This is a genomic window from Rhizobium sp. BK212 (assembly GCF_014197475.1).
GTDB classification, from domain to species: domain Bacteria; phylum Pseudomonadota; class Alphaproteobacteria; order Rhizobiales; family Rhizobiaceae; genus Rhizobium; species Rhizobium anhuiense.
This window is the reverse complement of sequence record NZ_JACIFS010000001.1, coordinates 483,896-510,504: the sequence shown is the minus strand read 5'-3', so window position 1 is coordinate 510,504 and position 26,609 is coordinate 483,896. Positions and strand designations below refer to the sequence as shown.

At 62.0% G+C, this 26,609-nt stretch carries 22 protein-coding genes; 10 read left to right on the top strand and 12 right to left on the bottom strand.

Going from position 1 to position 26,609, the window contains the following annotated elements:
• Positions 1 to 125: 125 nt before the first annotated feature.
• The 3 genes from FHT79_RS02450 to FHT79_RS02440 are packed head-to-tail and all read right to left on the bottom strand — an operon-like array spanning position 126 to position 3,215.
• Complete coding sequence (locus FHT79_RS02450; protein WP_097630909.1) at positions 126 to 1,226, bottom strand: D-TA family PLP-dependent enzyme; 1,101 nt, start codon at positions 1,224 to 1,226, stop codon at positions 126 to 128.
• Positions 1,227 to 2,702: a M81 family metallopeptidase gene (locus FHT79_RS02445; protein WP_097630908.1), complete on the bottom strand. Its 1,476-nt coding sequence runs from the start codon at positions 2,700 to 2,702 to the stop codon at positions 1,227 to 1,229.
• Positions 2,703 to 2,732: 30 nt separating this feature from the next.
• The gene (locus tag FHT79_RS02440) at positions 2,733 to 3,215 is read right to left on the bottom strand and encodes a hypothetical protein (RefSeq protein ID WP_047613290.1); all 483 of its coding nucleotides are present in this window, start codon (positions 3,213 to 3,215) and stop codon (positions 2,733 to 2,735) included.
• A gap of 111 nt (positions 3,216 to 3,326) precedes the next feature.
• On the opposite strand from FHT79_RS02440, the gene FHT79_RS02435 reads away from it, so the two are divergent.
• The 5 genes from FHT79_RS02435 to FHT79_RS02415 all read left to right on the top strand — a co-directional run bounded on the left by FHT79_RS02435 (position 3,327) and on the right by FHT79_RS02415 (position 8,053).
• On the top strand, positions 3,327 to 3,716 hold the full coding sequence (locus tag FHT79_RS02435) for a RidA family protein (protein ID WP_012555064.1): 390 nt from the start codon (positions 3,327 to 3,329) through the stop codon (positions 3,714 to 3,716).
• Positions 3,717 to 3,737: 21 nt separating this feature from the next.
• Entirely contained in the window at positions 3,738 to 4,601 is an 864-nt protein-coding gene (locus FHT79_RS02430) for a MurR/RpiR family transcriptional regulator (protein ID WP_047613292.1), read from the top strand.
• A 25-nt stretch (positions 4,602 to 4,626) separates the two neighbouring features.
• Complete coding sequence (locus FHT79_RS02425; protein ID WP_047613294.1) at positions 4,627 to 5,403, top strand: SDR family oxidoreductase; 777 nt, start codon at positions 4,627 to 4,629, stop codon at positions 5,401 to 5,403.
• Positions 5,404 to 5,566: 163 nt separating this feature from the next.
• Entirely contained in the window at positions 5,567 to 6,766 is a 1,200-nt protein-coding gene (locus FHT79_RS02420; protein ID WP_097630907.1) for an MFS transporter, read from the top strand.
• 84 nt (positions 6,767 to 6,850) lie between these two features.
• Positions 6,851 to 8,053, top strand: coding sequence for an ROK family transcriptional regulator (locus tag FHT79_RS02415; protein WP_097594720.1), 1,203 nt, complete (start codon positions 6,851 to 6,853; stop codon positions 8,051 to 8,053).
• A 91-nt stretch (positions 8,054 to 8,144) separates the two neighbouring features.
• Here FHT79_RS02415 and FHT79_RS02410 read toward each other — a convergent pair whose 3' ends face one another.
• Positions 8,145 to 9,059, bottom strand: a complete 915-nt coding sequence (locus FHT79_RS02410) for a DMT family transporter (RefSeq protein ID WP_097630906.1) — start codon at positions 9,057 to 9,059, stop codon at positions 8,145 to 8,147.
• Positions 9,060 to 9,336: 277 nt separating this feature from the next.
• Here FHT79_RS02410 and FHT79_RS02405 point away from each other — a divergent pair, with 277 nt between their 5' ends.
• The gene (locus FHT79_RS02405) at positions 9,337 to 10,074 is read left to right on the top strand and encodes an AraC family transcriptional regulator (protein ID WP_097630905.1); all 738 of its coding nucleotides are present in this window, start codon (positions 9,337 to 9,339) and stop codon (positions 10,072 to 10,074) included.
• 80 nt (positions 10,075 to 10,154) lie between these two features.
• On the opposite strand, the gene FHT79_RS02400 is transcribed toward FHT79_RS02405, so the two are convergent.
• Positions 10,155 to 11,156: an NADP-dependent oxidoreductase gene (locus FHT79_RS02400; protein ID WP_097630904.1), complete on the bottom strand. Its 1,002-nt coding sequence runs from the start codon at positions 11,154 to 11,156 to the stop codon at positions 10,155 to 10,157.
• 52 nt (positions 11,157 to 11,208) lie between these two features.
• The gene (locus FHT79_RS02395; RefSeq protein ID WP_183902944.1) at positions 11,209 to 12,024 is read right to left on the bottom strand and encodes an oxidoreductase; all 816 of its coding nucleotides are present in this window, start codon (positions 12,022 to 12,024) and stop codon (positions 11,209 to 11,211) included.
• 90 nt (positions 12,025 to 12,114) lie between these two features.
• Between FHT79_RS02395 and FHT79_RS02390 the strand changes: the two genes are divergently transcribed.
• Entirely contained in the window at positions 12,115 to 12,591 is a 477-nt protein-coding gene (locus tag FHT79_RS02390; protein WP_097630902.1) for a helix-turn-helix domain-containing protein, read from the top strand.
• Between the two features lie 85 nt (positions 12,592 to 12,676).
• Here FHT79_RS02390 and FHT79_RS02385 read toward each other — a convergent pair whose 3' ends face one another.
• Genes FHT79_RS02385 through FHT79_RS02360 form a run of 6 tightly spaced genes read right to left on the bottom strand, consistent with a single transcriptional unit; the run spans position 12,677 to position 20,097 of the window.
• The gene (locus FHT79_RS02385) at positions 12,677 to 14,698 is read right to left on the bottom strand and encodes a beta-N-acetylhexosaminidase (protein WP_097630901.1); all 2,022 of its coding nucleotides are present in this window, start codon (positions 14,696 to 14,698) and stop codon (positions 12,677 to 12,679) included.
• 52 nt (positions 14,699 to 14,750) lie between these two features.
• A complete protein-coding gene (locus FHT79_RS02380) occupies positions 14,751 to 15,695 on the bottom strand; it encodes an ABC transporter ATP-binding protein (protein ID WP_097630900.1) in 945 nt (314 codons plus the stop codon).
• Positions 15,692 to 16,507, bottom strand: a complete 816-nt coding sequence (locus FHT79_RS02375; protein WP_097544652.1) for an ABC transporter ATP-binding protein — start codon at positions 16,505 to 16,507, stop codon at positions 15,692 to 15,694. The genes FHT79_RS02380 and FHT79_RS02375 overlap by 4 nt, the downstream gene beginning before the upstream one ends.
• Positions 16,504 to 17,406 carry an ABC transporter permease gene (locus tag FHT79_RS02370; RefSeq protein ID WP_063476213.1) on the bottom strand — a complete coding sequence of 301 codons (903 nt, stop codon included), beginning with the start codon at positions 17,404 to 17,406 and terminating at the stop codon, positions 16,504 to 16,506. The genes FHT79_RS02375 and FHT79_RS02370 overlap by 4 nt, the downstream gene beginning before the upstream one ends.
• Positions 17,406 to 18,386 (bottom strand): ABC transporter permease, encoded by a 981-nt coding sequence (locus FHT79_RS02365; protein ID WP_097544651.1) that lies wholly within the window; start codon positions 18,384 to 18,386, stop codon positions 17,406 to 17,408. Before FHT79_RS02365 ends, FHT79_RS02370 begins: the two co-directional genes overlap by 1 nt.
• A gap of 19 nt (positions 18,387 to 18,405) precedes the next feature.
• Entirely contained in the window at positions 18,406 to 20,097 is a 1,692-nt protein-coding gene (locus tag FHT79_RS02360) for an ABC transporter substrate-binding protein (RefSeq protein WP_132573341.1), read from the bottom strand.
• Between the two features lie 381 nt (positions 20,098 to 20,478).
• Between FHT79_RS02360 and FHT79_RS02355 the strand changes: the two genes are divergently transcribed.
• From FHT79_RS02355 to FHT79_RS02345, 3 genes are all read left to right on the top strand, one after another.
• Positions 20,479 to 21,387, top strand: coding sequence for a flagellin (locus FHT79_RS02355; RefSeq protein WP_063476216.1), 909 nt, complete (start codon positions 20,479 to 20,481; stop codon positions 21,385 to 21,387).
• 282 nt (positions 21,388 to 21,669) lie between these two features.
• The gene (locus FHT79_RS02350) at positions 21,670 to 23,211 is read left to right on the top strand and encodes a DHA2 family efflux MFS transporter permease subunit (RefSeq protein WP_097544649.1); all 1,542 of its coding nucleotides are present in this window, start codon (positions 21,670 to 21,672) and stop codon (positions 23,209 to 23,211) included.
• Between the two features lie 105 nt (positions 23,212 to 23,316).
• The gene (locus FHT79_RS02345) at positions 23,317 to 26,604 is read left to right on the top strand and encodes a cellobiose phosphorylase (RefSeq protein ID WP_097630898.1); all 3,288 of its coding nucleotides are present in this window, start codon (positions 23,317 to 23,319) and stop codon (positions 26,602 to 26,604) included.
• Positions 26,605 to 26,609 lie beyond the last annotated feature (5 nt).

Genomic DNA, 26,609 nt, shown 5'->3' with positions numbered 1-26,609 from the left:
AAAGTGACCGTACGGATGAGGAGTGGCGTTGATCGCGCCCTTCATGCTAGCCCCGAGCAAGGTCGGTCGGCGCGCAAATGTCCCATGCGCGAGCTTTGCGTCACTCCCCTGACCTGAACGGACCCCTACCAGACGAGACCGCGGGCCGCGACTTCCTCGACGCGGGTGACGATGCCGCCGCGATGGAAGACCATCGTATCGAACAGGTTGGAGACCACGCAGGTGTGGTTCGGGATGATGAAGAGCTTCTCGCCGATCTGCGGGCGGGGGCCGGTGCAATTCGCGAGGTCGATGACGCCGTGTTCTTCCGAGAGGCTGGTGATCCGCGCTTGGGGATAACCGACGATCAGGCCGTAGTCGCTGAAGCCCTGGAGATCCGAGGTCAGCGCCTTTGAGCCGGCATCGATGACGGCGCGGTCGGCATTTGGCCGTGACACCACGGTCGCCAGCACATGCATGGCGCAATCGTCCTCGGTGCAATGGCCCATGCGCACCATCTGGCGGTCGTTGTAGATATAGGTGCCGGCGCGGTGTTCGGTGGCCGATTTGACGAGATGGGCCTCGAAGAGGCTGGGTGTGCCGCCATTGCTGACGATCTGGCAGGTTATGCCTTCGGCTTTCAGCTGTGCCAGCGTTTCAGCGATGAAGGCTTCCACGGCGGCCGCCGATTGCGGCTTCGGATAGGTCACGATGCCGCCGAAGGTCAGTCCGTCGGCGGCGGCGATGCGCTTGGCGAGCGAGGCCGCCTCCCCCGGCGTCTGTACGCCGCAGCGGCCGCCGCCGGTATCGCATTCGACCAGGACGTTCAGCGGCTTGTGGCCGGAGAAATGTGCTGCCAGGCCGTCTACCGTCACTTCGCTGTCGGCGACGACCTTCAGCGCTGAAATCCTGTCGTTCAGCCTGGCCAGCCGCTCGATTTTCTGCGGTCCGAGGATGTTGAAGGTGATGAGGATGTCCTCGAAGCCGGCTGCGGCGAAGACTTCGGCTTCCGTCACCTTCTGGCAATTGATGCCCTTGGCGCCCGCGGCAGTCTGCGCGACGGCCAGGGCCGGGATCTTGTGCGTCTTGATATGCGGCCGGAAGTTCAGCCCGTGCTGATCCATATAGGATTGAACGCGGGCGATGTTTGCCGCCAGCCTGTCTTCGTCGATCACGGGACGCGGCGTCGAGAGATCGGCGATCCTGTCGCCCGCCTTGGCGACGACGGCAAACGGGGTGTCAGGCATCTAGGCGGCTCCGCGTTCTATCCCATGTGGATCGGCGACGATCGGCCAGATGGTCTTCGGTGCCCGCTGGTATGGCGTCGTTGCCGGATTATTGGGATAGGGCGTTCCGGCGGAGCAGTAAAGGATTTCCGCTGCGATCTTCGAGAAGGAGGCGAAGAAGTGGTTGGTGGATTTGATCACCAGGATCTTCTGCCTGGTGGGATCGATGCCCATCACCGAAAAAAGGCTCGGATCGAAGCTTTGGGCGCGGGTGGAATTGAGGATGATGTCGATGCCGTCAAGCACGATATGGGCGGCATCGCCGAAAGGTGCGAGGCTCTCGCCGAACTGCATCTCGGCATTCTTCAAGAGCTTGACGATCTTCACGGTACCGTCGATGGGATTGCCGGTGCCGGGTGCCGACTTGGCGCCGAAGCGCAGCGGAATCTCCGCCCCCTCGCCCGCCGCAAAACAGATCTGCACGGCCACCGGATCCCAGATCGTGCCGATCGCGGCGCTGGTGACGCCGCGGGCCAGGAGTTCGCCCAGGACGACAGTGGCATCCCCTGCCGTGCCGCCGCCCGGATTGTCCCAGACGTCGGCAATGACGACGGGCCATGCGGTGGCGGCCATCGCCCGCGACACGGCTTCCTTCTCGTCGATCTGCGGGACCATGAAGGTGCCGCGCTTGGAAAACAGCTCCAGGCCGAGTTCGCGCGCCAGAGCCGCGCCCTTTTCCGGCTTGTCGTCGGTGACGACAAGCAGCTTCGTTCCCATTTCGGGAACGTCGCCCACCATGAAACCGTGGATCACCGAGATCGACAGGATGTCCGGATCATCCTTCTCGATCCGCATGATCTTGTCGACGAAGGAGCGCATCGGCTCGCGCGATGTCGGGAAGACGTCGATCATCTTGCAGTCGAATACCGACATATCAGGCTTGACCCGGCCTTCCAGTGTTTCCACGGCGATGCGCCAGAGATCCTCGGCGCGATCGACGAAATCCGTATGCGGAAATTCCTTGAAATAGACGGCGAAATCGAGTGCCGCGACGCGTTTTGCCGTGAGATGGCTGTGCGGATCGAGTTCGGCGCAGATTAGCACGTCGGGCCCGACCATCTCGCGCATGCGCGCGAGAAGATCGCCTTCCGTGTCCTCGTATCCGGCGGCCACCATGGCGCCATGCAGGCCCATCACGACAGCGTCGACCGGCATTGCCGCGCGGAGTTGATCGAGGATTTCGTCACGCAATTCTTCGTAGGTCGCCCGGTTGACGAGACCGGCGGGATCGGCCCAGGTGGCGGTTCCCTCGATCAGCTCCCAACCTTTTTCTCGGGTGACGCGCCTTCCGACGGTGATCGGCGCGGTGCAGAGCGTCGGCGTTTCCGGATGTTGGCCCGGCGGGGCATAAAGCGAGGCTTCGAATGCGCGGCGATCCACGCAGATCGGGGAAAAGGTGTTGGTCTCGGTCGCCAGTGCTGCGGTGAAAATGCGCAAGAAAGTGGCCTTCGTGTTGTCGTCCCCGCGTCAACCCATCGGGTTCGGCAGGTAGCCGGTGAAACCTGAGATTTTCCAGCGTCCTTGGTGAAGCCTGCAATAATAAAGCGTCTGCCATTGCATGATATCGCGGGTGCCGTCAGGCTTGGAAATGCCGCCGTCGAATTTCTTGCGGACAAGCGCCATGTCGCCTTCGATCTCGATATCCTCAAGCGTCGTCGTGGTGAAGATCGCCGTGCGCGCATCTTCCGCGAAACTCTGTGCGGCGAAATCCCTGGCCTGCCTCAGCCATTCCTCGCGATAGGCCGACAGCGTCGGAAATGCGAGGCGCCACTTGTCGGGGCTGACGGCCTTCTGACCGTCGATGCCGATGAAGCCCTCTTCGACGAAGTCATGCTCGACCATCGACCAGTCGGCGGCCAGAAAGGCATCGATATCGCGCGGAACGAGCATTTCCCAGATCGCAGACCGGGCACTGTCGGACGGGAAAGGATTTAGGAAAGGATCGCGCATGTTTGCCCCGGATTGAAATTCTTTTCATAAATCGCGTTTTTCACTGGTCAAATTCCGCTTTCTATGGTCATTTGTCAACTTATCAAGAAAATAATTTGCAAGGACTTCAGCATGCCCATCAAGCGCTATGGCACTGTTCAAACCGGCGCCGGCGGCAAGGCGCTGCCTTTCGCACGTGCGGTCGAAGCCGACGGATGGCTGTATGTTTCCGGGCAGGTTGCGATGGAAGATGGCGAAATCATCGACGGTAACATCATTGCCCAGACCCACAAGACGATCGCCAATGTGCTGGCGATCCTCGATGAGGCCGGGTACGGGGTCGAGGACGTCGTGCGCGTCGGCGTCTGGCTCGACGATCCGCGCGACTTCTGGACCTTCAATAAAATCTATCAGGAGTATTTCGGCGAACATCCGCCGGCACGCGCCTGTGTGCAATCGTCGATGATGGTCGATTGCAAGGTTGAGATCGACTGCGTGGCCTATAAGAAGAAGGATGGATAGCGCGCCATCGGGGGGACGGGTTTGGATATCTTTTCGACATTGCAGGAAGACAAGAGCCGGCTCTCCCCCTCCGAGAGCCGCATCGCGGAAATCATCGTCAACGACTTCGAGTTTGCCGTGAACGCCTCGATCATCGAGCTGGCGGAACGGGCCGAGGTATCGCCGCCGACCGTCACCCGTTTTTGCCGTCGGCTGGGTTGCGAAAGTTTCTCCGACTTCAAGGTGCAGCTCGCCCGAACCGCCCATATCGGCGTGCGTTATCTGAAACCGGAATCGAAAAGCACCGACCCGGCCGATGTGGCCCAGGATATCATCACCAAGGCCCAGAACGCGTTGTTTCTCCTGCACCGGTCGCTTGATCTCGCCGCGATCGAAGCCGCCGTTTCGCATATCGCCAAGGCCGATATGATTTACGCCTTCGGCTCGGGCGGCAATTCGTCGATGATCGCGGACGAACTCCAGAATCGCCTCTTCCGTCTCGGGTTGCGCATCACGGCAAGTTCCGACCACAGCATGCAGCTGATGATGGCTGCCGCGGCAAGGCCCGGCGACGTGTTGATCGGCTCCTCCTTCTCGGGACGCAATACGGAGCTGGTGCGGGCCTTCGAGCTTGCCCGCCAGGCCAAGGTGAAGACGATCGCTCTGACCCAGACGGCAAGCCCGGTTGCCAAGGCTGCCGAGATCGTCGTGCCGATCGACCTTCCCGAAGGCAGCAATATCTATCGCCCGACCTCCACGCGCATCGCCTACATCGCGACGGTCGATATTCTGTCGAGCCTGGTCGCCTACGCCGTTCAGCCAAAGGCGACGACCACGCTTCGGCGCATCAAGCAGCAGCTGGTCATTCACCGCGACGGCGACGACCGGCAATTGCTTGGAGATTGAGGTTCATGAACGGGAGCGACAGGAAATGACGCAGTCGATAGCCATCGTGACCGGCGCTGCAGGCGATATCGGCGCGGCGATCGCCGCACGGCTCGCCGATGACCACGACGTCGTGCTGCTCGCCGACATCGATGCTGCCGCTGCGGCTGCCGTGGCGTCAAAACTCGGGCCGGGCAATCGTTTCGTGGCCGTCGGATGCGACGTGACCAACGAGACGAGCATTGCCGAATTGGCAAGGCGTGCGGCGGAGATCGGTGTGGTTCGGACCCTCGTCAACAATGCCGGTGCGGCCCGCGCCACCAACCTGCACGAGACGACGCCGGAGATCTGGCGGGCGGACGTTGCGCTCAATCTCGAAGCGGCATTCTTATGTTTCCGCGCATGCGAGCCCATGCTGAAGGCCTCGAAGGGCTCCGTCGTCAACATCGCCTCGGTCAACGGCCTGCATGTCTTCGGACACCCTGCCTATAGCGCCGCCAAGGCAGGCCTTCTGCATTTTACCCGGTTGGTTGCCGTGGAATACGGCAAGTTCGGCATCCGCTCCAATGCCGTCGCACCCGGCACGGTGAAGACGCAGGCCTGGGAAGCACGCGCAAGCGCCAATCCAAATGTTTTCGAGGAAGCTCGCCGCTGGTATCCGCTGCAGCGCGTCGTCGATCCGAAAGACGTCGCCAATGCCGTGGCCTTCCTTGCCGGTCCTCTTGCCGCAGCGATCACAGGCGTCTGCCTGCCAGTCGATTGCGGCCTCACGGCTGGCCAAGCCGAACTGGCGCGGACCTTCTCGCAATCGGAACATTATTGAAATCCAGAGCGGTTCATCTTTTCATGGAAGCGCCGAACCGCTCTAACTTTTTGTTTTTACGCAATTCCGGACGAAAAACCGCTTCGCACTTTTCCTGGAATTGCTCTAGAGGAATACGAGAGGAGCAGGTTGTGAAGCCGGCTTACTTCGGATCGATGACCGCATGAGCCGCCTTTTTCCCGATGTCTTCCGCAATCCGGCGATCCGCGCCAGCATGATCGCCATTTTTACCTTCGGGATGGCGGGGGCGATGACCGCACCCTACCGTTCGATCGTCGGTATCCGCGAATTGGGCTTGAGCGACGGCCTCTATTCCTTCCTGAGTTTTGTCTCGGCGGCGGTGAACGTCGTCATCAGCATCCTGCTCGGCAATCTCGCCGATCGGCTGGGCGAGTACAGGTCGACGATGATCGGCGCCTGCCTGTTCGGCATCGCCGGCTACGGCATGGTCTACGCTTTTCCCACAGCCGCCGTCTTCGTCATCAGCGGCTTGCTGCCGCTGCCGATTTACGGGGCGCTGAACTCGCTGCTGTTTGCCAATGCGCGCGCGGCGATGCACGGCATGAACCGAAGCGACATGGTGACGGCCAACTCCGGTGTGCGCGCCATGATCTCGCTGTCCTGGGTGCTGATCCCGGGGATAACAGGCCTCATGCTGTCCGGCGCATCGAGCATGCTGCCGGCCTATCTCTTTGCCGCCATCTCATGTCTGCTCTGCCAGGCAATCATCATCTTCGCCCTGCCCAAGCGGTCGGCAACGGAGATGGCCGCGGTCCATCATCTCAGCTATCTCGGCGCGCTGCGCCAGGTGGTTTCGCCGCGCATCTCCGCGCATATTTGCGGGGTGGCGCTGATTACCAGCACGCTGCATCTCAATGACGCCCTTCTGCCGTTGATCGCCACCGGTGCTGCGCATGGCAGGCTCAGCGACGTCGGCATTCTTGTCGGCATCGTCGCATTGCTGGAGGTCGTCTTCATCATCATCTGGTCGCGGATTGCCCGGAAGACCGGCCAGATGACGGCGCTTGCCGCCGGCACCGTCATCTATGCCGTATTTCTCAGCCTTCTCGGCTTTGCCTCGCAGCCGTGGCACCTCTATGGGCTCACCTTGCTCGCAGGCATCGGAGCGGCCGCGATCATCAGCTTTCCGATCACCTATCTGCAGGATCTCATCGCCGACCGGCCGGGGCTCGGCAGCGCACTGATCTCCGTCAACATCTTTGCCAGCGCCGGGATCGGCGCGCTGGTCTTTGCCGCCGGCACATTCATGACAGGCTATTCGGGAACCGCCATCCTGAGCGCCGTCACCGGATTATCCGGCATAGCGCTCCTCGGCTTCCTGCAAGGACGCAGAGCCCGTTGAGCAAATAAGACGTTGCGAAGAATGGAGCTTTCATCGCTGTTCGTCTTGTGACAAGGGTGACGCACCATTTCCTTTGAAGGCGACATGAAGGCGATCTCTGGCACGAATCTCGAGCAGGCCAAGTCTCACAACCGGCGTGTGGTGATCGAGGCTGTCCGCACGCACGGCCCCTTGTCGCGCGCGGCGATCGCCCGGATGACGGCGCTGACCGCCCAGACCGTCTCGAATATCGTCGAGGAACTGGAGAGATCGCACCTTCTCGTCCCGTCCGAGGCGCAGAAGCTGGCGCGCGGCCAGCCGATCATCCCCTACACCATCAATCCACGCGGTGCCTATTCGATTGGCCTCGAACTCGGCCGCCAGCGCGCAAGCGGCGTTCTGACGGATCTGTCCGGCGCCGTTTGCGCACGCATCGAGCGCCATGTCGAACACCCCGATCCGCAAAGGGCCATGCCGGCTCTCCAGACAATCGTCGAGGATCTTCAGCAGGCCTTCGCATTCGACCGGAACCGGCTGCTCGGCGTCGGCATGGCCCTGCCCGGCCGTTATGCCGATGGCGGCACAACCTCTCTCAGCCCGCAGAGCCTGCCCGGCTGGCAGGACTTTCCTGTCGGGCATGAGCTGGAACAGCGGGTGAAGGTGCCGGTGCTCGTCGAGAACGATGCGACGGCAGCGGCGATCGGCGAGCGTCTTCACGGCGTCGCCCGCGGTTTGGGCAGCTTCGTCTATCTCTTCCTCGCCGGCGGCGGCGGCATCGGTGCGGGAATGTTCCTCGACGGCCACCTCTACAAGGGCAGCCGCAACAATGCCGGCGAGATCGGGCATATCATCGTCGAACCGCATGGCAAGCTCTGCAGCTGCGGCAAGCGCGGTTGTCTGGATCGCTACATCTCGCCGACCGTTGCCTACGAATTCATGGGCATTGCCAATGCCGAGGAGCTTTCGCCTGACGATCTCGACGCACTGATCGCCAGGGGCGGTGAGGGTCTCGATGCCTGGCTCGATCAGGCCGTCCAGCCGCTGCGGCAGACTGTCGATTTTCTGGAACTGGCCTTCGATCCGCAGACCATCGTGCTCGGCGGCAGCATATCGACATCGCTGATGCTTCGGCTGGCAGAGCGGCTGGAGCCGCTGTACACCCCGATCGACCCCAGCCAGAAGCGCACCGCGCCTCGCGTCATGATCGGCATGACCGGCAAGGATACGGCCATCCTCGGCGCCGCCGCGCTGCCGATCTTTTCCGAAACCAATCCGCGCTTCGACGTCCTGCAAAAACCGCTCGGCTAGCGCATCGGCCCGAAAATCGGAATCGATTTTCGGAAAGCGCGATGCGTAGATTCAAAGTGCTAGAGCGCCCGGGAGGTTGCCGATGCCGGCCTCATCCGCCGGCCGGCTGCCTCGCATCTGCTTGCAGCGGGCGACGGGCGAGAGGTCGCGCAAAGATGACCACGTTCCCGAGAAGCGTCAGCGCCAGGCCGATCAGGCCCAGACCGCTCCAGTGGTAGCCTTCAAAGACCGTCGACAATGACAGGGCAACGATCGGGAACAGGACGGTGGCATAGGCAGCGCGTGAGGAACCGATGCGGGACACCAGCATCAGGTAGGTGGTGAAACCGATCACCGATCCGATTGCCGCGAGATAGAACAGGGCGGCAATATAAGTGATGTTGGGCGGCGCCACGATCGGCGTTTGCGTCACGGCAATCAGGAAGAGGAGGATGATCGCGCCATAGGCCATGCCCCATGCATTGGCGGTCAGCGGTGAGATTCCGACCGCGCTGTTTCGACGCGATGCCATATTGCCCAGCGAGAAGAAGAGCGTGCCAAGCGCTGCGAGCCCGATCCCTTTCAACGTGCCCGTATCGAAATCGACGACAACCTCCTCGCCGAAAAGCAGGAGGAGCCCGGTTGCTCCGAGCGCCGCTGCGAGAAGCGTGCGGCCCGTAATGCGGTCGCCGAAGAACAGGCGCGCATTGACGGCGTTGTAGATCGTTGCGAGCGAAAAGATCACGGAGATCAGCCCGGACGGGATGGAGGCGGCGGCGCTGTAGAAACAGATGAAATTGAGGCTGAACAGGCAGAGCGCTTGCGCAAGGATGAAAGGTTGATCGCGCAAGGCAGGGAGCTTGAGCCGCCGCATGACAGCCAGGATGGCGACGAGTATCACTGCTGCGACTGCAAATCTGTAAAAGACCGAGACCAGGACCGGCACGGGACCGACCTGCATCGCAATGGCGATCCAGGTCGTCCCCCATATGAGGACGGTCGCGATGAAGAGAGCGGCATTTGCCATGGAGTGATCCTCGTTTTCGCGACCAATAGGCGAACCGCGCGCAGGGCTCTTGCACATTCTTGCTATGAAATCGCTTTGCCCGGACTTCCTGCTCGCCATGCGGGTCGTCGACCAGTATTGTTCGCAAGGCGTGGCCAGGCATGGGGAAGTATTGGTGAAAGATAGCCGTCTCTCGGTTTTCAGGTTTTTGTCCGCATCTCCCAATGCGCGGATGTCACAATCCATCGATTTGGGTTTTGGGCGATCAGCGGCCATCTGGAACAATGCACACGACAGGATGAGCTATGAGCGGCCGAACGGTCATACGTTCAGTCTTTATCTCAGAGGCGGCGCCGGAACGCGTCGTCTGGACGGCAGCCCCGTGCGCGGCCGTCCAGGGGTCCTGTGCATCATGCCACAGGGGCACTCGTCCGAATGGGAAATCACCGACTTCTTCGAATTCGTGCATCTGTATGTTCCCGACGATCAAATGCGCCGGATGTTTTCCGAGACGTTTGACCGCGATGCTCGGCTCATGGCTCTTCCCGAAGTGACCTTCGCAGAGGCACCCGCCTTGGCGCACACGCTGCGGCAGATGACGAAAGCGATGTTGGCGGGCGGTCATCTGTTGGCTGAAGAAGCAATGACGCAGGCGATCAACGATCTTTTCGTTGATCCGCGTTTTGGCGGGATGCGTCCCTGCGCAATCAGCGGCGGGCTCGCTCCTCATGTGCGACGCCGTATTCTCGAGTATATCGAGGCCCATCTCGGTGAGACGATCCGCCTACAGGATCTGGCGACGATCGGGCAGCTCAGCGCCTTTCATTTTCAGCGGATGTTCCGGGCAAGCTATGGTGTTTCCCCGCATGGGTGGGTGGCCCATCGGCGTGTCGAGCGCGCCAAATCGATGTTGTGCGGCATGGACCCGATCGCGCAGATCGCTTCGGCCTGCGGTTTCAGCAGCCAGAGCCATATGACACGGGCATTCAAGTTGGGCACAGGCGTCACACCCTCTGCCTACCGGCAACGACAGTGAAGTCCTTCGCTCGACCGCACTTGTCTTTTCCGAAACCAATCCGCGCTTGATGTCCTGCAAAAGCCCCTCGGCTAAAGACCTCACTTCACCGCGATGACGACCTTACCCTTCGCGCGTCCCGTTTCCACATAGTCCAGCGCCTCGTTGGTCTTCTCGAACGGGAAGGCCCGGTCGATGACGGGGCGGATGGCGCCCGCCTCGATCAGCGCGGTGATCTTGCCGAGTTGCGCGCCGTTTGCCGTCATGAAGAGGAAGGAATAGCCTATCCCCAGGCCTTTCGATTTCCGCCTGATGCCGAAGCTCAAGAAGCGCATGACCTGCTGCAGCAGCCAGCCGAAGCCGTTTTCCCTGCCGAAGTCGGGATCAGGCGGACCTGATATCGAGATCAGCTTGCCGCCCGGCTTGAGGACGGCGAGCGATTTCTCCAGCGTATCCTTGCCGAGGCTGTTCAGCACCACGTCATAGCCCTTCAGCACCTTTTCGAAGTCGTCCTTCTTGTAATCGACCACGAAATCGGCGCCGAGGCTTTTCACCAGATCGACATTTGCCGTGCTCACGGTCGTCGCCACATGGGCGCCGAGATGTTTGGCAAGCTGGATCGCGATGGTGCCGACGCCGCCCGAGCCCGCATGGATCAGCACCCGCTGCCCCTTCTGCAGCTTGGCGCGCTCGACCAGCGCCTGCCATGCGGTCAGCGCCACAAGCGGAATGGATGCGGCCTCTTCCATGCTGAGATTGGCGGGCTTCAGGGCGATATCGGCAGCGTCGATGGCGATATACTCGGCGAAGGTGCCGATGCGATCCTTGCCGGGGCGCGCATAGACCTCGTCGCCGGGCTTGAATTGCCGGACATTGGCGCCCACCCGGACCACGACACCAGCGACATCATTGCCGGGCACCAACGGAAGCCGGTAAGGCAGGATCAGCTTGAACTCTCCGTCCCGGATCTTGGCATCCAGCGGGTTCACGCTAGCGGCATGGATCTCGACCATGACGTCATTCTCGCGCAGCTGCGGTTCAGGGCTCTGGCCGAGCCTGAGGGCGCCGCCTTTCTTGTAGCGATCGATCAGGAATGCTTTCATGAAGGCGAACTTTCGTGTTTGTGATGAGCCGACAATGCGCGGCAAGCCAGGATCAATCGGGAAGTTTGTTGAATTTCCGCAGGCTCTTGTCGACGAAGGACTCGGGCAGGAAGCGGCGGATGAAACGCACCTGTCCTGCTGCTTTCCCGGCCGTGTAACGTCTCTTGGGCGATGGCGCATTGGCAGCCCGGACGACGGTTGCGGCGACCACTTCGGGCGCATCGCCCTTCGAGACGATCTCGCGCATCAGCTTCTCTGCATCGGCACGCACCGCATCATAGACGGCAAGCGGCTTGTCCGGCCGGGTGATGTTCTCCTCGAAAGAGGTGCGAGTGACGCCCGGTTCGACGAGCACGACGCGGATGCCCTGCGTTCGCACCTCATGGTCGAGGGATTCCGAATAGCCTTCGATCGCGTGTTTGGTTGCTGCGTAGAGCGCGTTGAAGGGCGCCGGGATCAGCCCGAGGATCGAGCTCAGGTTGATGATCCGGCCGCTACGCTGCCGCCGCATCACCGGCAGCACTGCATTGGTCATGCGCATCGTGCCGAAGACGTTGACGTCGAAGACGGCTTTGGCCTGCGCCGTCGTCGACTCCTCGGCACCGCCGAGCAGGCCGATCCCGGCATTGTTGACGAGCAGATCGATCCGTCCCGCGCGTTTCAGAACCTCGTCGACGACGCCCTGCACGGATTGATCGTCGATGACGTCGCAGACCAGCATGGTGATGCCATCGGCGGTATCAGACATCGGCTTCCGGCTGGTGCCGAACACATGGTAACCGTCGTGCCGCAGCGCTTTCGCCGTCACCAGCCCGATGCCGGAGGAAGCCCCGGTGACCAGGGCAACGCCGCGTTCTCTCTTGCTCATCAATGTCTGCCTTCGTTTTTGTCATGGAACATCTATGCGCAACCTGTTACTATCAAATTGATAGTAAGTCACTACTAAAAAGATATCGACATGAAGAATCTTTCGAATCAACCCTGTCTGATCGCCCGTAGCCTGGCGCTCGTCGGCGATGCGTGGAGCATGCTGATCATGCGCGACGCCCATGCGGGGCTGACCCGCTTCGATGAATTTCGCAAAAGCCTCGGCATCGTCCCGACGATGCTGACGGGGCGGCTGTCATCGTTGACCGAGGAAGGACTCTTGGAAAAACGCCGCTATTCCGAGCGCCCGCCGCGCGATGAATATGTGCTGACGGAGGCTGGCCGCGACTTTCTGCCGGTGCTGTTTGCGATCGGTGCCTGGGGCCGCAAGCATCGCGGCGGCGGTGACGTCACCCGCTTCTTCGACGCCGAGACCGGAACCGAGATCGATCCCGTCACCATCGACCGCGCGACCGGCGCGCCGATTGGAACACGTCCGATTCGTATCGCCGCAGCCGAATGTCAGCCGCCCGCGGCAGATGAAGCGGCACCGGACAATTCCCTTTGAAAGCAATGTCAGTATCCCCCGCCATCACCGCCTCCGGCGATGGCAAGGGTAGTCCGCAAATCAAAACCCGTGGCCTATCCGGGCGCTACGACTGCTGCAGCCCGTAGAGCAGCGGCATCAGTCCTGCGAGCGCCCTGAAACGCTCCCACGATTTGGATGAAGGCTTCGTCCAGCCCGTTTCGGCAAGGGCGGAAAGGCGCGGGAAGACGAGGCGGTCGAAAACGGCGCGATCCGTCATCGGCTCGGACCAGATGCAGGCCTGGATGCCGAGGAGCTTCTGTTTCTGTGCTGTCGTCCAGCCGCCGATGGGGTCGAAATTGTAGAGCTTTTCCGCATCCGAAGTCCCCGCCCAGCTGGCGCCGGGCTCGTCCCAATCGGGCCTGAGCGCCATGTCGAGGTAATAGACCTGCCCGGGGCAGACCACCATTTGATAGCCGCGTTCAGCAAGTTCGGCCGAGACCTCGACGTTGCGCCAGCTGCAGAGATAGCTCTTCGATTTGTCGATGACATCGCCGTGGGCGGCCTCTTCCCAGCCGCCGGTGATGCAGCCCTTGCTCGCAAGGAAGCGCTGGACACGATTCAGGAACTCCGCCTGCAGGATGGCGGCGCCCGAGCCGTGGATGTCGTCGGCGCCATGGGTATTGGTCACGACGTTCAGCCGCTTGGCATGCGCATCGGCCACCTCGTCGCCCGCCACGGTGCGCAGGCGCTCGAGCGCTTCCGGCGAGCCGGACCACGCGCCGAGCGGAACTTCGTCGGCGCCGAGATGGATGGTCTTGAACGGAAAGAGCTCGATGAGTTCCGAGAGGATCGTCTCGATGATCTCGTAGGTCTTCTCGCGGGCCGGGTTGATGCAATTGTCGGGAAAGCCCTGAACCGAATAGTAGCTGCCGACCTCGGCCGGGTCGCGCAGCTCCGGTATCGCCTGCAGCATGGCGTAGCAATGGCCGGGGACATCGATCTCCGGCACGATCTCGACGCCGAAGCTCTTAGCCTGGGCGACGATCTCGCGGATCGCAGCCTTGGTGTAATAACCGCCGGTGCGGGCAGGGCTCGAACCGAGCAGCGGCGGAACGGCCAGGCCATGGCCGCGCCAGGCGCCGACCGCGGTCAGGGCGGGATAGGCGTCGATCTCGACGCGCCAGGCCTCGTCGTCGGAAAGGTGCCAGTGGAAGCGGTTGAGCTTGTTCCAGGCCAGCACCGCCACGAGCTTCTTGACCTCGGCAGCACCGTAGAACTGGCGGGCGACATCGAGATGCAGCCCGCGCCAGCCCATCGACGGTTCGTCGACGATCTCGCCTGCGGCCGGAAACTGGAAGACTTGGGGATGCAGCCTTGCGCCGCGCCAGATCTGGCCGAGCGTGACGAGACCGTAGAAGAAGCCGCTCTGGCGGCTTGCCTCGATGGTGATCGTCTCACCTTCGAAACTCAGCCGGTAAGCCTCTGGTCCGAACCCGGTGGCCTCCTTCAGGACAACCGGAACCGCGCCTTCCGCCTCGCTCCGCACGATGCCTTCAACGGCGAAGAGATGCTCGACCAGCGCTGCGAAGCTGCGTGCTGCCGCCTCCCCTTCAGCGCTTTGCGCCTGCGGCGCAAAACCGGCCGGCAGCGGCCGGCGGGCAGTGACGGCCACATGGTTCGGCCAGGGGATGATTGACACCTGAACCGGCGCGTTGACGGGAACCGGATAGATCTCGGCGCCACGCTTCAGCGGCGCGTTGCTGACCGAAGATCGCGTCGGCTCTATGGTGAGCACGATCGTGCTGCCGTCGGAAAGCGCGAGATAGCCGCTCGTCGCGCCGTCCGTCCAGTGGCGGAACTGCCAGCTCAGCGCATAGACCGAGATCGTCCACGTCTCGCCGGCGCCGAGAACGAAATTGGCCGGCGGCTGGAATTCGGTGAAATTCGAGAGCCGCTGCGAAACCGTGGCGCCTTCGACACGACCTGCCGGATCGACACGACCCGGGCCGCTGACGCAAAGCGAGAAATTCGAAAGCCGCTCGGTGCCGAGGTTCTTGAGGCGCAGGACGTAGGAAAACTCCTTGCCGTCGGCAGGCGGGTTCCAAAGGGTTTCAAGCCGCAGGGCTTTCGGTCGTGATGTGGACATGGTCACTCTTTCCTTTTGAGGATTGGCCTTTTGAGAATTGGCCTTTTGAAAATCAGCTCTCGAGCATTCCGGCATTCGAGCCGCCAAGCGCGCGCATGAAATGATTGGGGCCGACCTGCTCGACGACGGTGGACTCAGGACGGCTGAGCGAGCGCACCTTTTCCGCCTGTTCGAGGAAACGCGCGCTTCCGCCCGTCACGAACGGCCGGCTGCCATCCGGAACGGCTGAAAGCAGCAACCGCGTATAGGGATGGCGGGGATCGGAGAGGACGGCATCGGTATCGCCCCATTCGACCATTTGACCGGCGAACATCACGACGATCTCCTCGGCCACATGTGCGGCCGTCGCGATGTCGTGGGTGATATAGAGCATGGCCAAGTCGTTTTCACGCTTCACTGTGGCGAGCAGATCGAGAATGTCCTTGCGGATGGAGACATCGAGCATCGAGGTCGGCTCATCGGCGACCAACACGCTCGGCGCGACCGCCAGCGCGCGGGCGATGTTGACGCGCTGCCGCTGCCCGCCCGAAAGCTCATGCGGGAATTTTTGCCGGGTCAAATCGGGTTCCAGCCCCACGCTTGCCAGCAGGCTGGCAATCTCTTCGGCAAGATCCGCCCTCGCGCCGTTCTGCCGGTGCAATTGCAGCGGCCGCGCCAGATGATGGCTGACGGTGAAGGCCGGGTTGAGCGACGAGAACGGATCCTGGAAGACCATCTGCACCTCTCGGCGGTAGCGATGCTCATCCTTGGCCTCGCCGCGGGCGGTCAGATCCTGTCCGCGGAAAAACAGCCTGCCGCCGGTCGGCTTGTCCAGACGCGCGATGATGCGGGCGCAGGTCGTCTTGCCGCAGCCGGATTCGCCGACCAGCGCCAATGCCCGGCCGGGAAAGAGCGAGAAGGACACACTTTTCAGCGCCTGGACCGGGCCGAAATTGCGCTTGATGTCTTCGAGCCGGATCACGGCATCCGTGACAACAGCATCAGTCTCCGCTTTCATGCCAGGACCCCCGAGAGATGCGGATTGCCCGGAAGCTGTGGAATGGCATTCCAGAGCTTGCGGGTATAGGCGTGCAGCGGCGCCTGGGCGACCTGCCGCACGTCGCCCACTTCAACGAGTTCGCCCTTCAGCATGACGCCGATGCGCTGGCAGAGCTGCGCCATCAGATGCAGGTCATGGGTGATGAAGAGCACCGAGAAACCATAGCTCCGCTGCAGATCGACGACCTGCTCGAGGATCTCCCGCTGCACGACGACGTCGAGCGCGGTCGTCGGCTCGTCCATGATGATGAGTTCGGGCCTCAGCGCCAGGCAGATCGCAATGACGATGCGCTGACGCATGCCGCCGGAGAACTGGTGCGGGTAATCGCCGATGCGATGGGTGGGAATGCCGACAAGGCGGAACATCTCCTCGGCCCGAGCTCTTGATTCCTCGCGCGAACAACCGGTGTGCCGGGAGAGAACGTCGTGGAACTGCGCCTCGACCCGCATCAGTGGATTGAGCGAATTCATCGCGCTCTGAAAGACCATGCCGATGCGCTTCCAGCGGATACGTTGCAGCTCGCGTTCCGGCAACCTCAGGAGATCCTGTCCGGTGAGCCGGATGCTGCCGCCGCTAATCCAGGCCGGCGCCTTGGAAAGACGGGTGATGGCATAGGCGATCGTGCTCTTGCCGCAGCCGGATTCACCGGCCAGCCCGAAGATCTCGCCGCGGCCGATAGTGAAGGAGACGTCCTTGACGGCGCGAAACTCTCCCTTGTCGACGAGGTAGTCGACATTGAGCTTGTCGATTTCCAGCAGATTGTCGCTCATCGGCCAAGCTCCAGTTCCCGGTTGCGGGCGCGGGTGAGGCGGAACCAACGTGTCAGCGCCGGGCCGGAGCGCAGCTGCGGATTGGCGATCTCGTCGAAGGTGAAATTCAAAAGCGCAAGGCCAAGCCCCGTCAGTGCGATGCCTGCTGCCGGCACGCCGATGTCCCACCATGCGCCGACCATGATCGCCGAGGAATTCTGGGCATTGTAGAGCATCGTGCCCCAGGAGACCTTCAAGGGATCGCCAAAGCCGAGATATTCGAGCGTCGTCTGGGCAACGATGGCGTAGATGATGCTGCCGACGAGGTTGATGCCGATCAGCGTCGTCAGGTTCGGCAGGATTTCCACGAAGATGATGCGCCAGGCCGGCTCTCCGATCATCTTGGAGGCCGTGACGAAATCACGGTTGCGAAGCGCCATCGTCTGCGAGCGCGTCATGCGGGCGCCCCAGGGCCAGGAGGTCAGCGCGATGATCGCCATGATCGTCATCGGCCCCACCGTGCCGGCGAAGGAGGCGAGCAGGATTAAGAGCGGCATGTTCGGCACGACAAGCACGGCGTTGGTCGCAAGGTCGAGCACCGCATCGGTCCTGCCGCCGGCATAACCGGCGACGAGGCCGATGGCCGTGCCGAGAACGGTGATGGCAATCCCCGTGGCAAAGCCGACGGAGAGAGAACTGCGGGCGCCCCAGACGAACTGGCGATAGACGTCCCGCCCCATCTTCGTGGTGCCCATGACATGTTCGATCGATGGCGGCTGGTGCGAGCGCCCGACACGCGCTCCCGGCTCGCCGGGCGCGACGATCGGCGCAAAAAGCGCCATCAGCCACAGGGCAACAATGATGACGAGGCCGGCCAGCGCCTTCTTCTGCCTGAGAATAGGCCGGAGTCCGAAGCCCATTATACGGCCTCCCGCAATCTGGGATCGACGAGCCCATAAATGAGGTCGACGAGGAAATTGGCGCCGAGCGTCGCGAGCGTCATCAGCAGTAGCTGTCCCTGGATGACCGGGTAATCGCGGGCGATGCTCGCAGTATAGAGCGTCAGTCCCAAGCCGGGATAGTTGAAGACGATCTCGGTAACGATCGAGCCGCCGAAGACGGCGCCGAGCATCAGCGCCAGGTTGGTCAGCACCGGAAGCATGGCATTGCGCGCGCCGTAACCGAACATGACCGTGAGGTGGCTGAGGCCCTTGGCACGCCCCATAGTCACATAATCCTCGCCGAGCACCGAGATCATCGACGAGCGCATCGTCGTCTGGAATTCGCCGATCAGGAACGGTGACAGCGTCAGCACCGGCAGGATCGCATGGGCGAAGACGCTGCCGACGAAGGTGAAATCGAAGGCAGGATCGAGGTTCGGATCATAGGCATAGCCGACAGGAAACCAGCGCAGCGAGACCGCGAAGACGAACAGCGTCGTCAGCGCCACGATGACAGGCGGCACCGAAATCATGATCACGGAGAGCGGCGAGACGATCGTGTCGAAGCGCCCGCCGCGGCGCCAGGCCGAGATCGCGCCAAGCACGACACCGACGCAGAGCGAAAAGATGACCGCGGTCGTCACGAGAAAGACCGTCCAGAGCGTCGAGCGGCCAAGGACCTGGACGACGGTCTGGGGATAATATTTGACCGAGACGCCGAGATCGAAGGTCGCAAGCCCCTTCACGTAATCGACGAACTGCCAGAGCATCGGCTGGTCGACCGCGCCGAAGCGCGCCTTGATCGCCTCAACGGCCGCGGGTGTCGCCCGCGGGCCGAGCTGGGCGACCATGGCATCGACCGGACTCCCCGGCATGAGCCGGGGAAGGATGAAGTTCATGACGATAGCGAACGCCAGGGCGACCGCATAGACGCCGAGGCGCCGGCTCGAAACGCGCATTTCCGCTCCTTCGCGAGGCTCAGCTGACCGGCTTGAGGCGCAGCAGATGCATCAGGCGCATGCGGTTATTGTCATGATCCTCCGGATTCATGACGGGATCCTTGTCGGTGACCCAGCCGGTGAAGCGTTTGCTGGAGAACTGATACCAGGTCGGCCCGTTGAACACCGGCACGACGGGGAAGTCGTCGGCAATCAGCAGCTGGATGTCGTTGAAGATCTTCTTGTGATCATCCTCCGACGTTGCCTTCAGATATTGATCGAAAAGGGCGTCCAGCTTCGGGTTCGAATAGCGCGAGGGCGCGCCGGTGATGCGCCCGCCATAGGCGGTCGACAGGCTCTGATAATAGCCGCGGAACGGGGTTGCGCCGTCGGCGCGGGAGTTCATGACGACCTCGAAGCTGCCGTCGATGATCTGCTTGCGCCATTGTTCGTATTCCGGCGTGGCAACCGACGCGTTGATGCCGGCGGCGCGCAGTCCTTCGACCGCGATCTGCACGGCGTCGATCCAGTCCGTCCAGCCGTTCGGAACGATGATCGGGAAGGCGATCGGCTTGCCGCCTGGCGTCGTGCGGAAGCCGTCGGCGCCCTTCTTGTAGCCGGCATCGTCGAGGATCTTGTTGGCCTTCTCGGTATCGAAGCCCATGAAGGCGTCCTTGTCGCCTTCCGCGCCCTTGTTGCGCCAGGTCTCGAATCGTGGCGGCAGGCCGGTCGCATGTTCGTTGACGACGGGATAGCCGAAGCCGGCAATATCGACCATCGACGTGCGGTCCATGGCAAGGCTGAAGGCGTGACGGAAATTCAGGTCCTTATAGGCCTCGAGGTTGCCTTCATTGCCGCTCTTGAAGTTCATCTGGAAGGCGACGGTTTCGGCCGGCGGCTGCCAATAGCCGTTGTGATCGGCATCGAGCGCGACGAAGGTCTTGTCGATCTGCGGAATGAAGGAGCCGATCCAGTCCATATTGCCCTCCGGCAGGATGGCAAGCATCTGGTCGTTGCCGGAGATCTGCGGCAGCCGGAGGCAGTCGACGTGCAGCGAGGCAGCATCCCAGTAATTCGGGTTGCGGCACTGCTCGTAGACCTGCGGCGTGAAGCGGCGCAGCTCCGTCATCGGGCCGGAGCCCACAGGCTTCTCGTTTTTGAAGGCGACCGGATCGGAAACGTCCTTCCAGATATGCTCGGGAACGACGGCCAGATCCGCAAGCGATTCCGGGAAATCGGAATTCACCGCCTTGAGATCGATCCTGACCTCGGTCGGCGACGGCGTTTCGACGGAGGCAACGCTCTCGCCGACGCCGACAGTGTCGAGGGCGGCGTTCTTCAGCATCAGATCGATCGTGTATTTCACGTCGGCCGACGTCAGCGGTTGGCCGTCTGACCACTTCACGCCTGACCGCAGCGTATAGGTCACCGATTTCATATCCTCGGAGAATTTATAATCAGTCGCCAGGCGAAACACTGGCTTGCCGCCATCCTCGGCATTGAAGATGACCAGGGGCTCGTAGATGAAATCCATCGTGCTCTGCCGGCGGCCGGCCAGGTCGAAGGGATTGAAGTTCTGCACCCAGCTGGTCTGCTCTTCGATGTGCATCGTCAGCACCGATTCAGCGGCTGCACCCCCCGCTCCAAAAACGACGAATGCCGTCAGGGCGGTTGCTACTGCCCAGCCGGCACACACGGAAATATTGCGGATTGCCCTCTTGCTCGATCTCATTCCAACGTTCCCCTTGTGCTTTATTTTTGGAGTCAATCAAATTGATTTAATATTGATAGTCAGTTTCCCGCCGACCCGTCAATTGCCGATCTCAAATTTCTGCAGCGACCTTTCGGCTCAGCTCTTCGGCAGAAATCAATGCAGGATTCGCCCGTGAGATGGCCGGCGGATCAGGGTCTTCCGAGGTTTCACGTCCCGTTTCGAGAAAAATATCGGGCCATGCGCGCCGCGTTAACCATTAAGGTACTTTTAAGTACGATAATTAACCCAACGGTGGCGAATTGATCGGAAACACGGATCGATAAGCATGAGGCTGCTCGCCACGGCCGGGATGTTCCCCGGGATGCAACACATTCAACCTCCGAAGCAGGCGAATTTCCCATGACGAGCATCAATACGAACAATTCAGCGATGTCTGCCCTTCAGACGCTGCGCAGCATCAACTCCAATCTCGAAACGACACAGAACAGTGTTTCCACCGGTTACCGGGTCGACACCGCATCCGACAACGCCGCTTACTGGTCGATCGCAACCACGATGCGGTCCGACAACAAGGCGCTCTCCGCCGTGTCCGACGCGCTCGGCCTCGGCGCAGCAAAGGTCGATACGGCCTATACGGCCATGGACAATGCGATTGACGTCGTCGACGAGATCAAATCCAAGCTCGTCGCAGCAACCGAGGACGGTGTCGACAAGTCCAAGGTCCAGGAAGAAATCAGCCAGTTGCAGGAACAGCTGGCGAGCATTGCCCAGTCGGCGTCGTTCTCGGGCGAGAACTGGGTTGCGGGCGCGGATGGCACGAAAAGTGTCGTATCCTCCTTCGTTCGCGACGGTTCCGGCGCCGTTTCCGTTAAAATGACGGAATACACCCTGGATACCAGCTCCGTGGGCAATGTGTTGTTCGGCATGAGCGGCGGGTCGATCGAAACCTCCACGGGGATTCTCGGAACGGCTGATGCATATGGCAATTCCGTCTATTCGCTCGATATCACGAACTTCACCACCGGTCAGATCCAGTCGGCCCTGTCGACCATCGAATCCGCGCTATCGGCAATGACCTCTGCCGGTGCGCAACTGGGTTCGATCTCGACGCGCATCGACCTGCAGGAAGACTTCGTCGGTGCGCTTTCCGATTCGATCGACTCGGGCGTGGGCCGGCTGGTCGATGCCGATATGGAGGAGGAGTCGAGCAAACTCTCCGCCTTGCAAACACAACAGCAGCTGGCGATCCAGTCGCTGTCGATCGCGAATTCGTCGTCGCAGAACATCCTGTCGCTCTTCCGCGGCTAATCGTCCTGGCCGCAAAAGGAGCCGGGCGCATAGAACGCCCGGACCGCATTCGCCGATCGAACATCGAGCCTGGCCTTCCCGGTCAGGCTCGATTGCGTTGGTGACGTATTTGTGTGGGCAGGCTCTATCGCTTCCGTCCTCATCCGAACTATGGTGTCGCGATTGGCGGAATCGCGGTCCATTTCTTTGCTTGAACCATGCCGTCGGTCGTCTCGATCGTAAACGCGATCAGCCTTGGCTTTCGCAGTCGGGAGCGAAGAATGCAGTGCGCGGGATCATCGCATGTCGGAACGACTTGAATCTGCCCGTTCTGGTGAAACGCCCGCCATCGTCTGGCTCGGCTTTCTGGCGATGTGCGTCGGCATGTTCATGGCGATCCTCGACGTCCAGGTGGTGGCGACATCGCTGCCGACCATTCAGTCGGCGCTCGGCATCGATCCGGATCAGATGAGCTGGATACAGACGGCCTATCTCATCGCCGAAGTGGTGGCGATCCCGCTCACCGGCCTGTTGACGCGGCTTCTGACGATGCGGTGGCTGTTCGTCACCGCCATCAGCCTGTTCGTCGCCGCCTCCGCCGGCTGCGCGGCCAGCGGCAGTTTCGGTGAGCTGGTCGCCTGGCGGGTGCTGCAGGGTTTTTCCGGTGGAACCCTGATCCCCTCGGTATTTTCAGCCGTGTTCATCCTCTTTCCGAACGAGCGACAGGCGCTGGCGACGACCATCGCCGGCGTGCTGGCGGTGCTGGCGCCGACCGTCGGGCCGATCGTCGGCGGATGGTTGACGCAGACCTATTCCTGGCATTGGCTGTTCCTGATCAACATCATCCCCGGCATCGTCTCGGCAATTCTGGCGGCGCGCTTCCTGCCGCGGCAGGCGGCCGATCCGTCCGAGCTTGGGCATCTCGACGTTCTGTCGCTTCTCTTGATGGCGACCGCGTTGACGAGCCTGGAACTCAGCCTGAAAGAGGCGCCGACCAGCGGCTGGACCTCGGCCTATGTGCTCGGCCTGCTGGCCCTCTGTCTTGCGTCGGGAGGCGCGTTCATAGGGCGAACGCTCTACCGAAGCCGGCCGATCGTCGATCTCGGCAATTTCGGCGACCGGAACTTTCTCGTCGGCTCGGTGCTGAGCTTCGTGCTCGGCATCGGCCTCTTCGGCTCGGTTTATCTCATGCCGGTCTTTCTCGCTTTCATCAGGGGACATGACGCGCTCGCAATCGGCATGACGATGCTGGTCACCGGCATTGCGCAACTGATCACCGCGCCGATCGCGGTGGCGCTGGAGAAGCGCATGGATGCGCGGCTGCTGTCGGCCGCCGGTTTCGCCCTGTTTGCGATCGGTGTCGGAATGAGCGCGTTTCAGGATCCCCGCTCCGATTATGACGCGATGTTCTGGCCGCAGGTCGTGCGCGGCGTCGCCATCATGTTCTGCCTGCTGCCGCCGACGCGGCTGGCGCTCGGCACGCTTCCGCCGGATCGCATCCCCGATGCGAGCGGTCTTTTCAATCTGATGCGCAATCTCGGCGGGGCGATCGGCATCGCGCTGATCGACACCATCATCTACACGCGCTCGGAACCGCTGGGACAAAGCCTCTGGACCCGTCTTCAAACCGGCGATATCGAGGCTGCGACATTTGTCGGCGCACCTCTCCAGGCCATATCGGGACATAGCGGCAGCTTCGATGCGGACACGACGGCGGTGCTCGATCCGCTGGTCCAGACCGCGGCAAGCGTCCAGGCGATCAACGAAGCCTGGCTGGTCATCGCCGTCCTGACCGGCTGCGCCCTGCTCTCAGTCCCCTTCGCCAGGCGGCCGGCGTCAACGTGAAAACCAAGGTGATAAGTTGCCGATCTTCCGATCGCCGGTAAGATTTCTCTCAATCATTTTGCGTCATCCTCCAGTTCCCCTCTGAAGCCAATCGACGAGATCTCAATGGCCCCGAACCTCACGCGCAGTTTTCAAATGCCTCGACGCGAGGAGCTTGGCCTCGTCACGATCAGCAACGGGTCCGGCCTGTCGGTATCGGCCCTGCCGAACGGCACGCTGTTTGCCATCGAATATGCCGACGACAAGGGAACGGTGCAGATCAACCAGATCCAGGGATCGCCGCTGTTTGGCGGCGTCAGTCGCCTTTATCTGCGCATCGGCGGCGCGGCGCCTGAGGTCGTCGAGATTGTCGGGCCCCGCGCCAATGGCGGCTTCGGGCACGATGCGACGAGCCTTTCCTGGAGCGGCGAAACAGGCGATATCGGCTACGCCGTCCGTCTTGAGCTGCATCCTTCCGAAACGGCCTGGTTCTGGCGCGTCTCCATCCGGCATCGGAAGGATGGGACGCTGCCGGCGGATCTGGTGCTGATCCAGGACGTCGGTCTCGGCGATCGCGGCTTCCTGATGAACAGCGAAGCCTATGCCTCGCAATATGTCGATCACCATATTGCCGATCATCAGACATTCGGCCCTGTGGTGATGAACCGGCAAAATCTCAAGCAGTCGGGCGCCCGCAATCCCTGGCTCGCGCAGGGCTGCGTCGATGGCGCGGCTGCCTATGCCACGGATGCGATCCAGCTGGTGCAGGCGAAGAACCGTCTCGACGATCTGCTGGTCGGCCCCTTCGGCACCAGCCTGCCGAGCAAGCGGCGCCAGCAGGAGACGGCATGTCCCGCCATCCAGTCGAAATCGCTCTCCGTGCCGGCAAGTGGGGCGACCGCGACCTTCTTTGCCGTCTTCGCCGCCGACCATCCCGAGGCGTCGAGCGATGCCGACCTTTCGCGGCTCGATGGGCTGGCGACGACGGACAATACGGCCGCCGATATCGCAGAGGCGGCGCCGGTGCGCAGCCTGCTGCAGGATGCCGCCCTGCTGAAGGCCGAAACGCTGGACAAAAAGGCGATCAGCCAGCTTTACCCCCAGCGCAGCCTCGAAGAGCGGGTCGGCGGAAAGCTGTTGTCGTTTTTTGTCTCCGACGGCGTTTTGAACCGCCATGTCGTGCTGCGCGACAAGGAACTCATGGTGGCCCGCCGCCACGGCGCGATCGTTCGTAGCGGCCAGAATATGCTGCTCGACGATGGGACGCTTGCCGCGACCTGCTGGATGCAGGGCATTTTCGCCGCGCAGCTGACGATCGGCAATACCTCCTTTCACAAACTCTTTTCCGTGTCCCGCGACCCCTACAATCTGACGCGCGCCAGCGGGCTGCGCATCATGGCGGATCTTGGCGCCGGCTGGCAGCTGCTGGCGGTACCGTCGGCTTTCGAAATGGGTCTCAGCGATTGCCGCTGGATCTATCGCCTCCCCGAACGCACGATCATCGTTTCGGCGGTCGCCTCCGGCGAGGATGCGGCGATGCAGTGGACCATTTCCGTCGAGGGCACGCCGTGCCGCTTCCTGGTGTTCGGCCATGTCGTGCTCGGCGAGCGCGAATATGATGCGGGCGGCCAGATCGAATTCGACACCTCGGGCAAACGCATCCTTTTCCGGCCGGACCCGGCCTGGCTCTGGGGCGAGCGTTATCCCGATGCCGGCTATTGGCTGGTGAGTTCGACACCCGATGCCATCGAGGAGATCGGCGGCGACGAACTGCTTTATAGCGATGGGGTGGCGCGCAACGGCGCCTTCGTCGCGCTCCGATCCCGACCGACGCGGGTGATTTCCTTCGCCGTCGTCGGTTCGATGACCGATGCGGCGGAAGCCGAGCGCCTGGCGCAGCGCTATGAGGCCGGCGTCGCCGACGAGGCCATGCTTGCGCCGGCATCAAAATTCTGGCGCAACGCCGTCCGCGGCGTAACGATCGGCAGCACCTCGCCCGATCTTGCGGCGCAGACGGCCCTGCTACCCTGGCTCGCGCATGACGCCATCGTGCATTTGAGCGTGCCGCATGGCCTCGAACAATATACCGGCGCTGCCTGGGGTACACGCGACGCCTGCCAGGGTCCGATCGAATTCCTGCTCGCCTATGAGCATGACCGCGAAGCCAAAGAGGTGTTGAAGACCGTCTTCAGCGAACAATATCTGGAGAAAGGCGACTGGCCGCAATGGTTCATGCTGGAGCCCTATGCCAATATCCGGGCGGGCGATAGCCACGGCGATATCGTCGTCTGGCCGCTGAAGGCGCTCTGCGACTATATCGAGGCGACCGGCGATCTCGCCTTCCTCGACGAGAAAGTCTCCTGGCGCGATGAGAAGACGATGGCCAGGGCGAGGGAAGCCGATACCATCGCGATCCATGTCGAGAAGCTGCTCGATACCGTCCGTGAAGCGTTCATCCCGGGAACGCATCTGATCCGCTATGGCGAGGGAGACTGGAACGATTCGCTGCAGCCGGCCGATCCGCATCTGCGCGACTGGATGGTCAGCAGTTGGACCGTCGCCCTGCTCTATGAGCAGATCGTCCGTTATTCCGCGATCCTGCGCCGCCTCGGCCATGGCAACAAGGCCAAGGGACTGCGGAAGATCGCAACCGCGATGCGCCGGGATTTCAACCACCATCTCGTGCGTGACGGCGTCGTTGCCGGCTACGGTATCTTCGATCCCGCCCATGACGGCGTCGAATTGCTGCTGCACCCGAGCGACCGGCGCACCGGCCTGCACTTCTCGCTGATCTCGATGACGCAGGCAATGCTCGGCGGCCTGTTCACGCCGGCGCAGAGACGCGATCATATGAAGCTGATTAAAGAGCATCTGCTCTTCCCCGACGGCGTGCGGCTGATGGAGAAGCCGGCGACCTATGCCGGCGGACCCGAGACGCTGTTTCGCCGGGCCGAATCCTCCTCCTTCTTCGGCCGCGAGATCGGCTTGATGTATGTACATGCGCATCTGCGCTATTGCGAAACGCTGGCGCTGGAGGCCGAGGCGGAAAAGCTCTGGAAGGCGATCGCCGTCGTCAATCCGATTTCGATCACGTCAGCGCTGCCGCATGCGTCGCTGCGCCAGCGCAATACCTATTTCAGCAGCAGCGATGCGGCTTTCCATGACCGCTACCAGGCGGCGGCCGAATGGGAGCGCGTCAAGGCGGGAGAGATCGCTGTCGACGGCGGATGGCGCATCTATTCGAGCGGCCCCGGCCTCTACACCAGGAGCTTCGTCGAAAACATCCTGGGCTTCAAACGGCGCTTCGGCCGGCGCAAACGCAAACCGCTTCTTCCCGCGATCCACGCTTCCGTCGATCTGCACACCGACCACGCCGCCTGGCGGCGGCTGATGAGGCCGAAGCCTGAGCTGTAAAAAGG

Coding starts and splice junctions, on each gene's coding strand:
- FHT79_RS02440 (WP_047613290.1), bottom strand. CDS start 3,215: ATGCGCGATCCTTTCCTAAATCCTTTCCCGTCCGACAGTGCCCGGTCT.
- FHT79_RS02400 (WP_097630904.1), bottom strand. CDS start 11,156: ATGAAAGCATTCCTGATCGATCGCTACAAGAAAGGCGGCGCCCTCAGG.
- FHT79_RS02425 (WP_047613294.1), top strand. CDS start 4,627: ATGACGCAGTCGATAGCCATCGTGACCGGCGCTGCAGGCGATATCGGC.
- FHT79_RS02395 (WP_183902944.1), bottom strand. CDS start 12,024: ATGAGCAAGAGAGAACGCGGCGTTGCCCTGGTCACCGGGGCTTCCTCC.
- FHT79_RS02385 (WP_097630901.1), bottom strand. CDS start 14,698: ATGTCCACATCACGACCGAAAGCCCTGCGGCTTGAAACCCTTTGGAAC.
- FHT79_RS02365 (WP_097544651.1), bottom strand. CDS start 18,386: ATGCGCGTTTCGAGCCGGCGCCTCGGCGTCTATGCGGTCGCCCTGGCG.
- FHT79_RS02375 (WP_097544652.1), bottom strand. CDS start 16,507: ATGAGCGACAATCTGCTGGAAATCGACAAGCTCAATGTCGACTACCTC.
- FHT79_RS02410 (WP_097630906.1), bottom strand. CDS start 9,059: ATGGCAAATGCCGCTCTCTTCATCGCGACCGTCCTCATATGGGGGACG.
- FHT79_RS02405 (WP_097630905.1), top strand. CDS start 9,337: ATGAGCTATGAGCGGCCGAACGGTCATACGTTCAGTCTTTATCTCAGA.
- FHT79_RS02450 (WP_097630909.1), bottom strand. CDS start 1,226: ATGCCTGACACCCCGTTTGCCGTCGTCGCCAAGGCGGGCGACAGGATC.
- FHT79_RS02370 (WP_063476213.1), bottom strand. CDS start 17,406: ATGGGCTTCGGACTCCGGCCTATTCTCAGGCAGAAGAAGGCGCTGGCC.
- FHT79_RS02355 (WP_063476216.1), top strand. CDS start 20,479: ATGACGAGCATCAATACGAACAATTCAGCGATGTCTGCCCTTCAGACG.
- FHT79_RS02350 (WP_097544649.1), top strand. CDS start 21,670: ATGTCGGAACGACTTGAATCTGCCCGTTCTGGTGAAACGCCCGCCATC.
- FHT79_RS02380 (WP_097630900.1), bottom strand. CDS start 15,695: ATGAAAGCGGAGACTGATGCTGTTGTCACGGATGCCGTGATCCGGCTC.
- FHT79_RS02345 (WP_097630898.1), top strand. CDS start 23,317: ATGGCCCCGAACCTCACGCGCAGTTTTCAAATGCCTCGACGCGAGGAG.
- FHT79_RS02420 (WP_097630907.1), top strand. CDS start 5,567: ATGAGCCGCCTTTTTCCCGATGTCTTCCGCAATCCGGCGATCCGCGCC.
- FHT79_RS02435 (WP_012555064.1), top strand. CDS start 3,327: ATGCCCATCAAGCGCTATGGCACTGTTCAAACCGGCGCCGGCGGCAAG.
- FHT79_RS02360 (WP_132573341.1), bottom strand. CDS start 20,097: ATGAGATCGAGCAAGAGGGCAATCCGCAATATTTCCGTGTGTGCCGGC.
- FHT79_RS02390 (WP_097630902.1), top strand. CDS start 12,115: ATGAAGAATCTTTCGAATCAACCCTGTCTGATCGCCCGTAGCCTGGCG.
- FHT79_RS02415 (WP_097594720.1), top strand. CDS start 6,851: ATGAAGGCGATCTCTGGCACGAATCTCGAGCAGGCCAAGTCTCACAAC.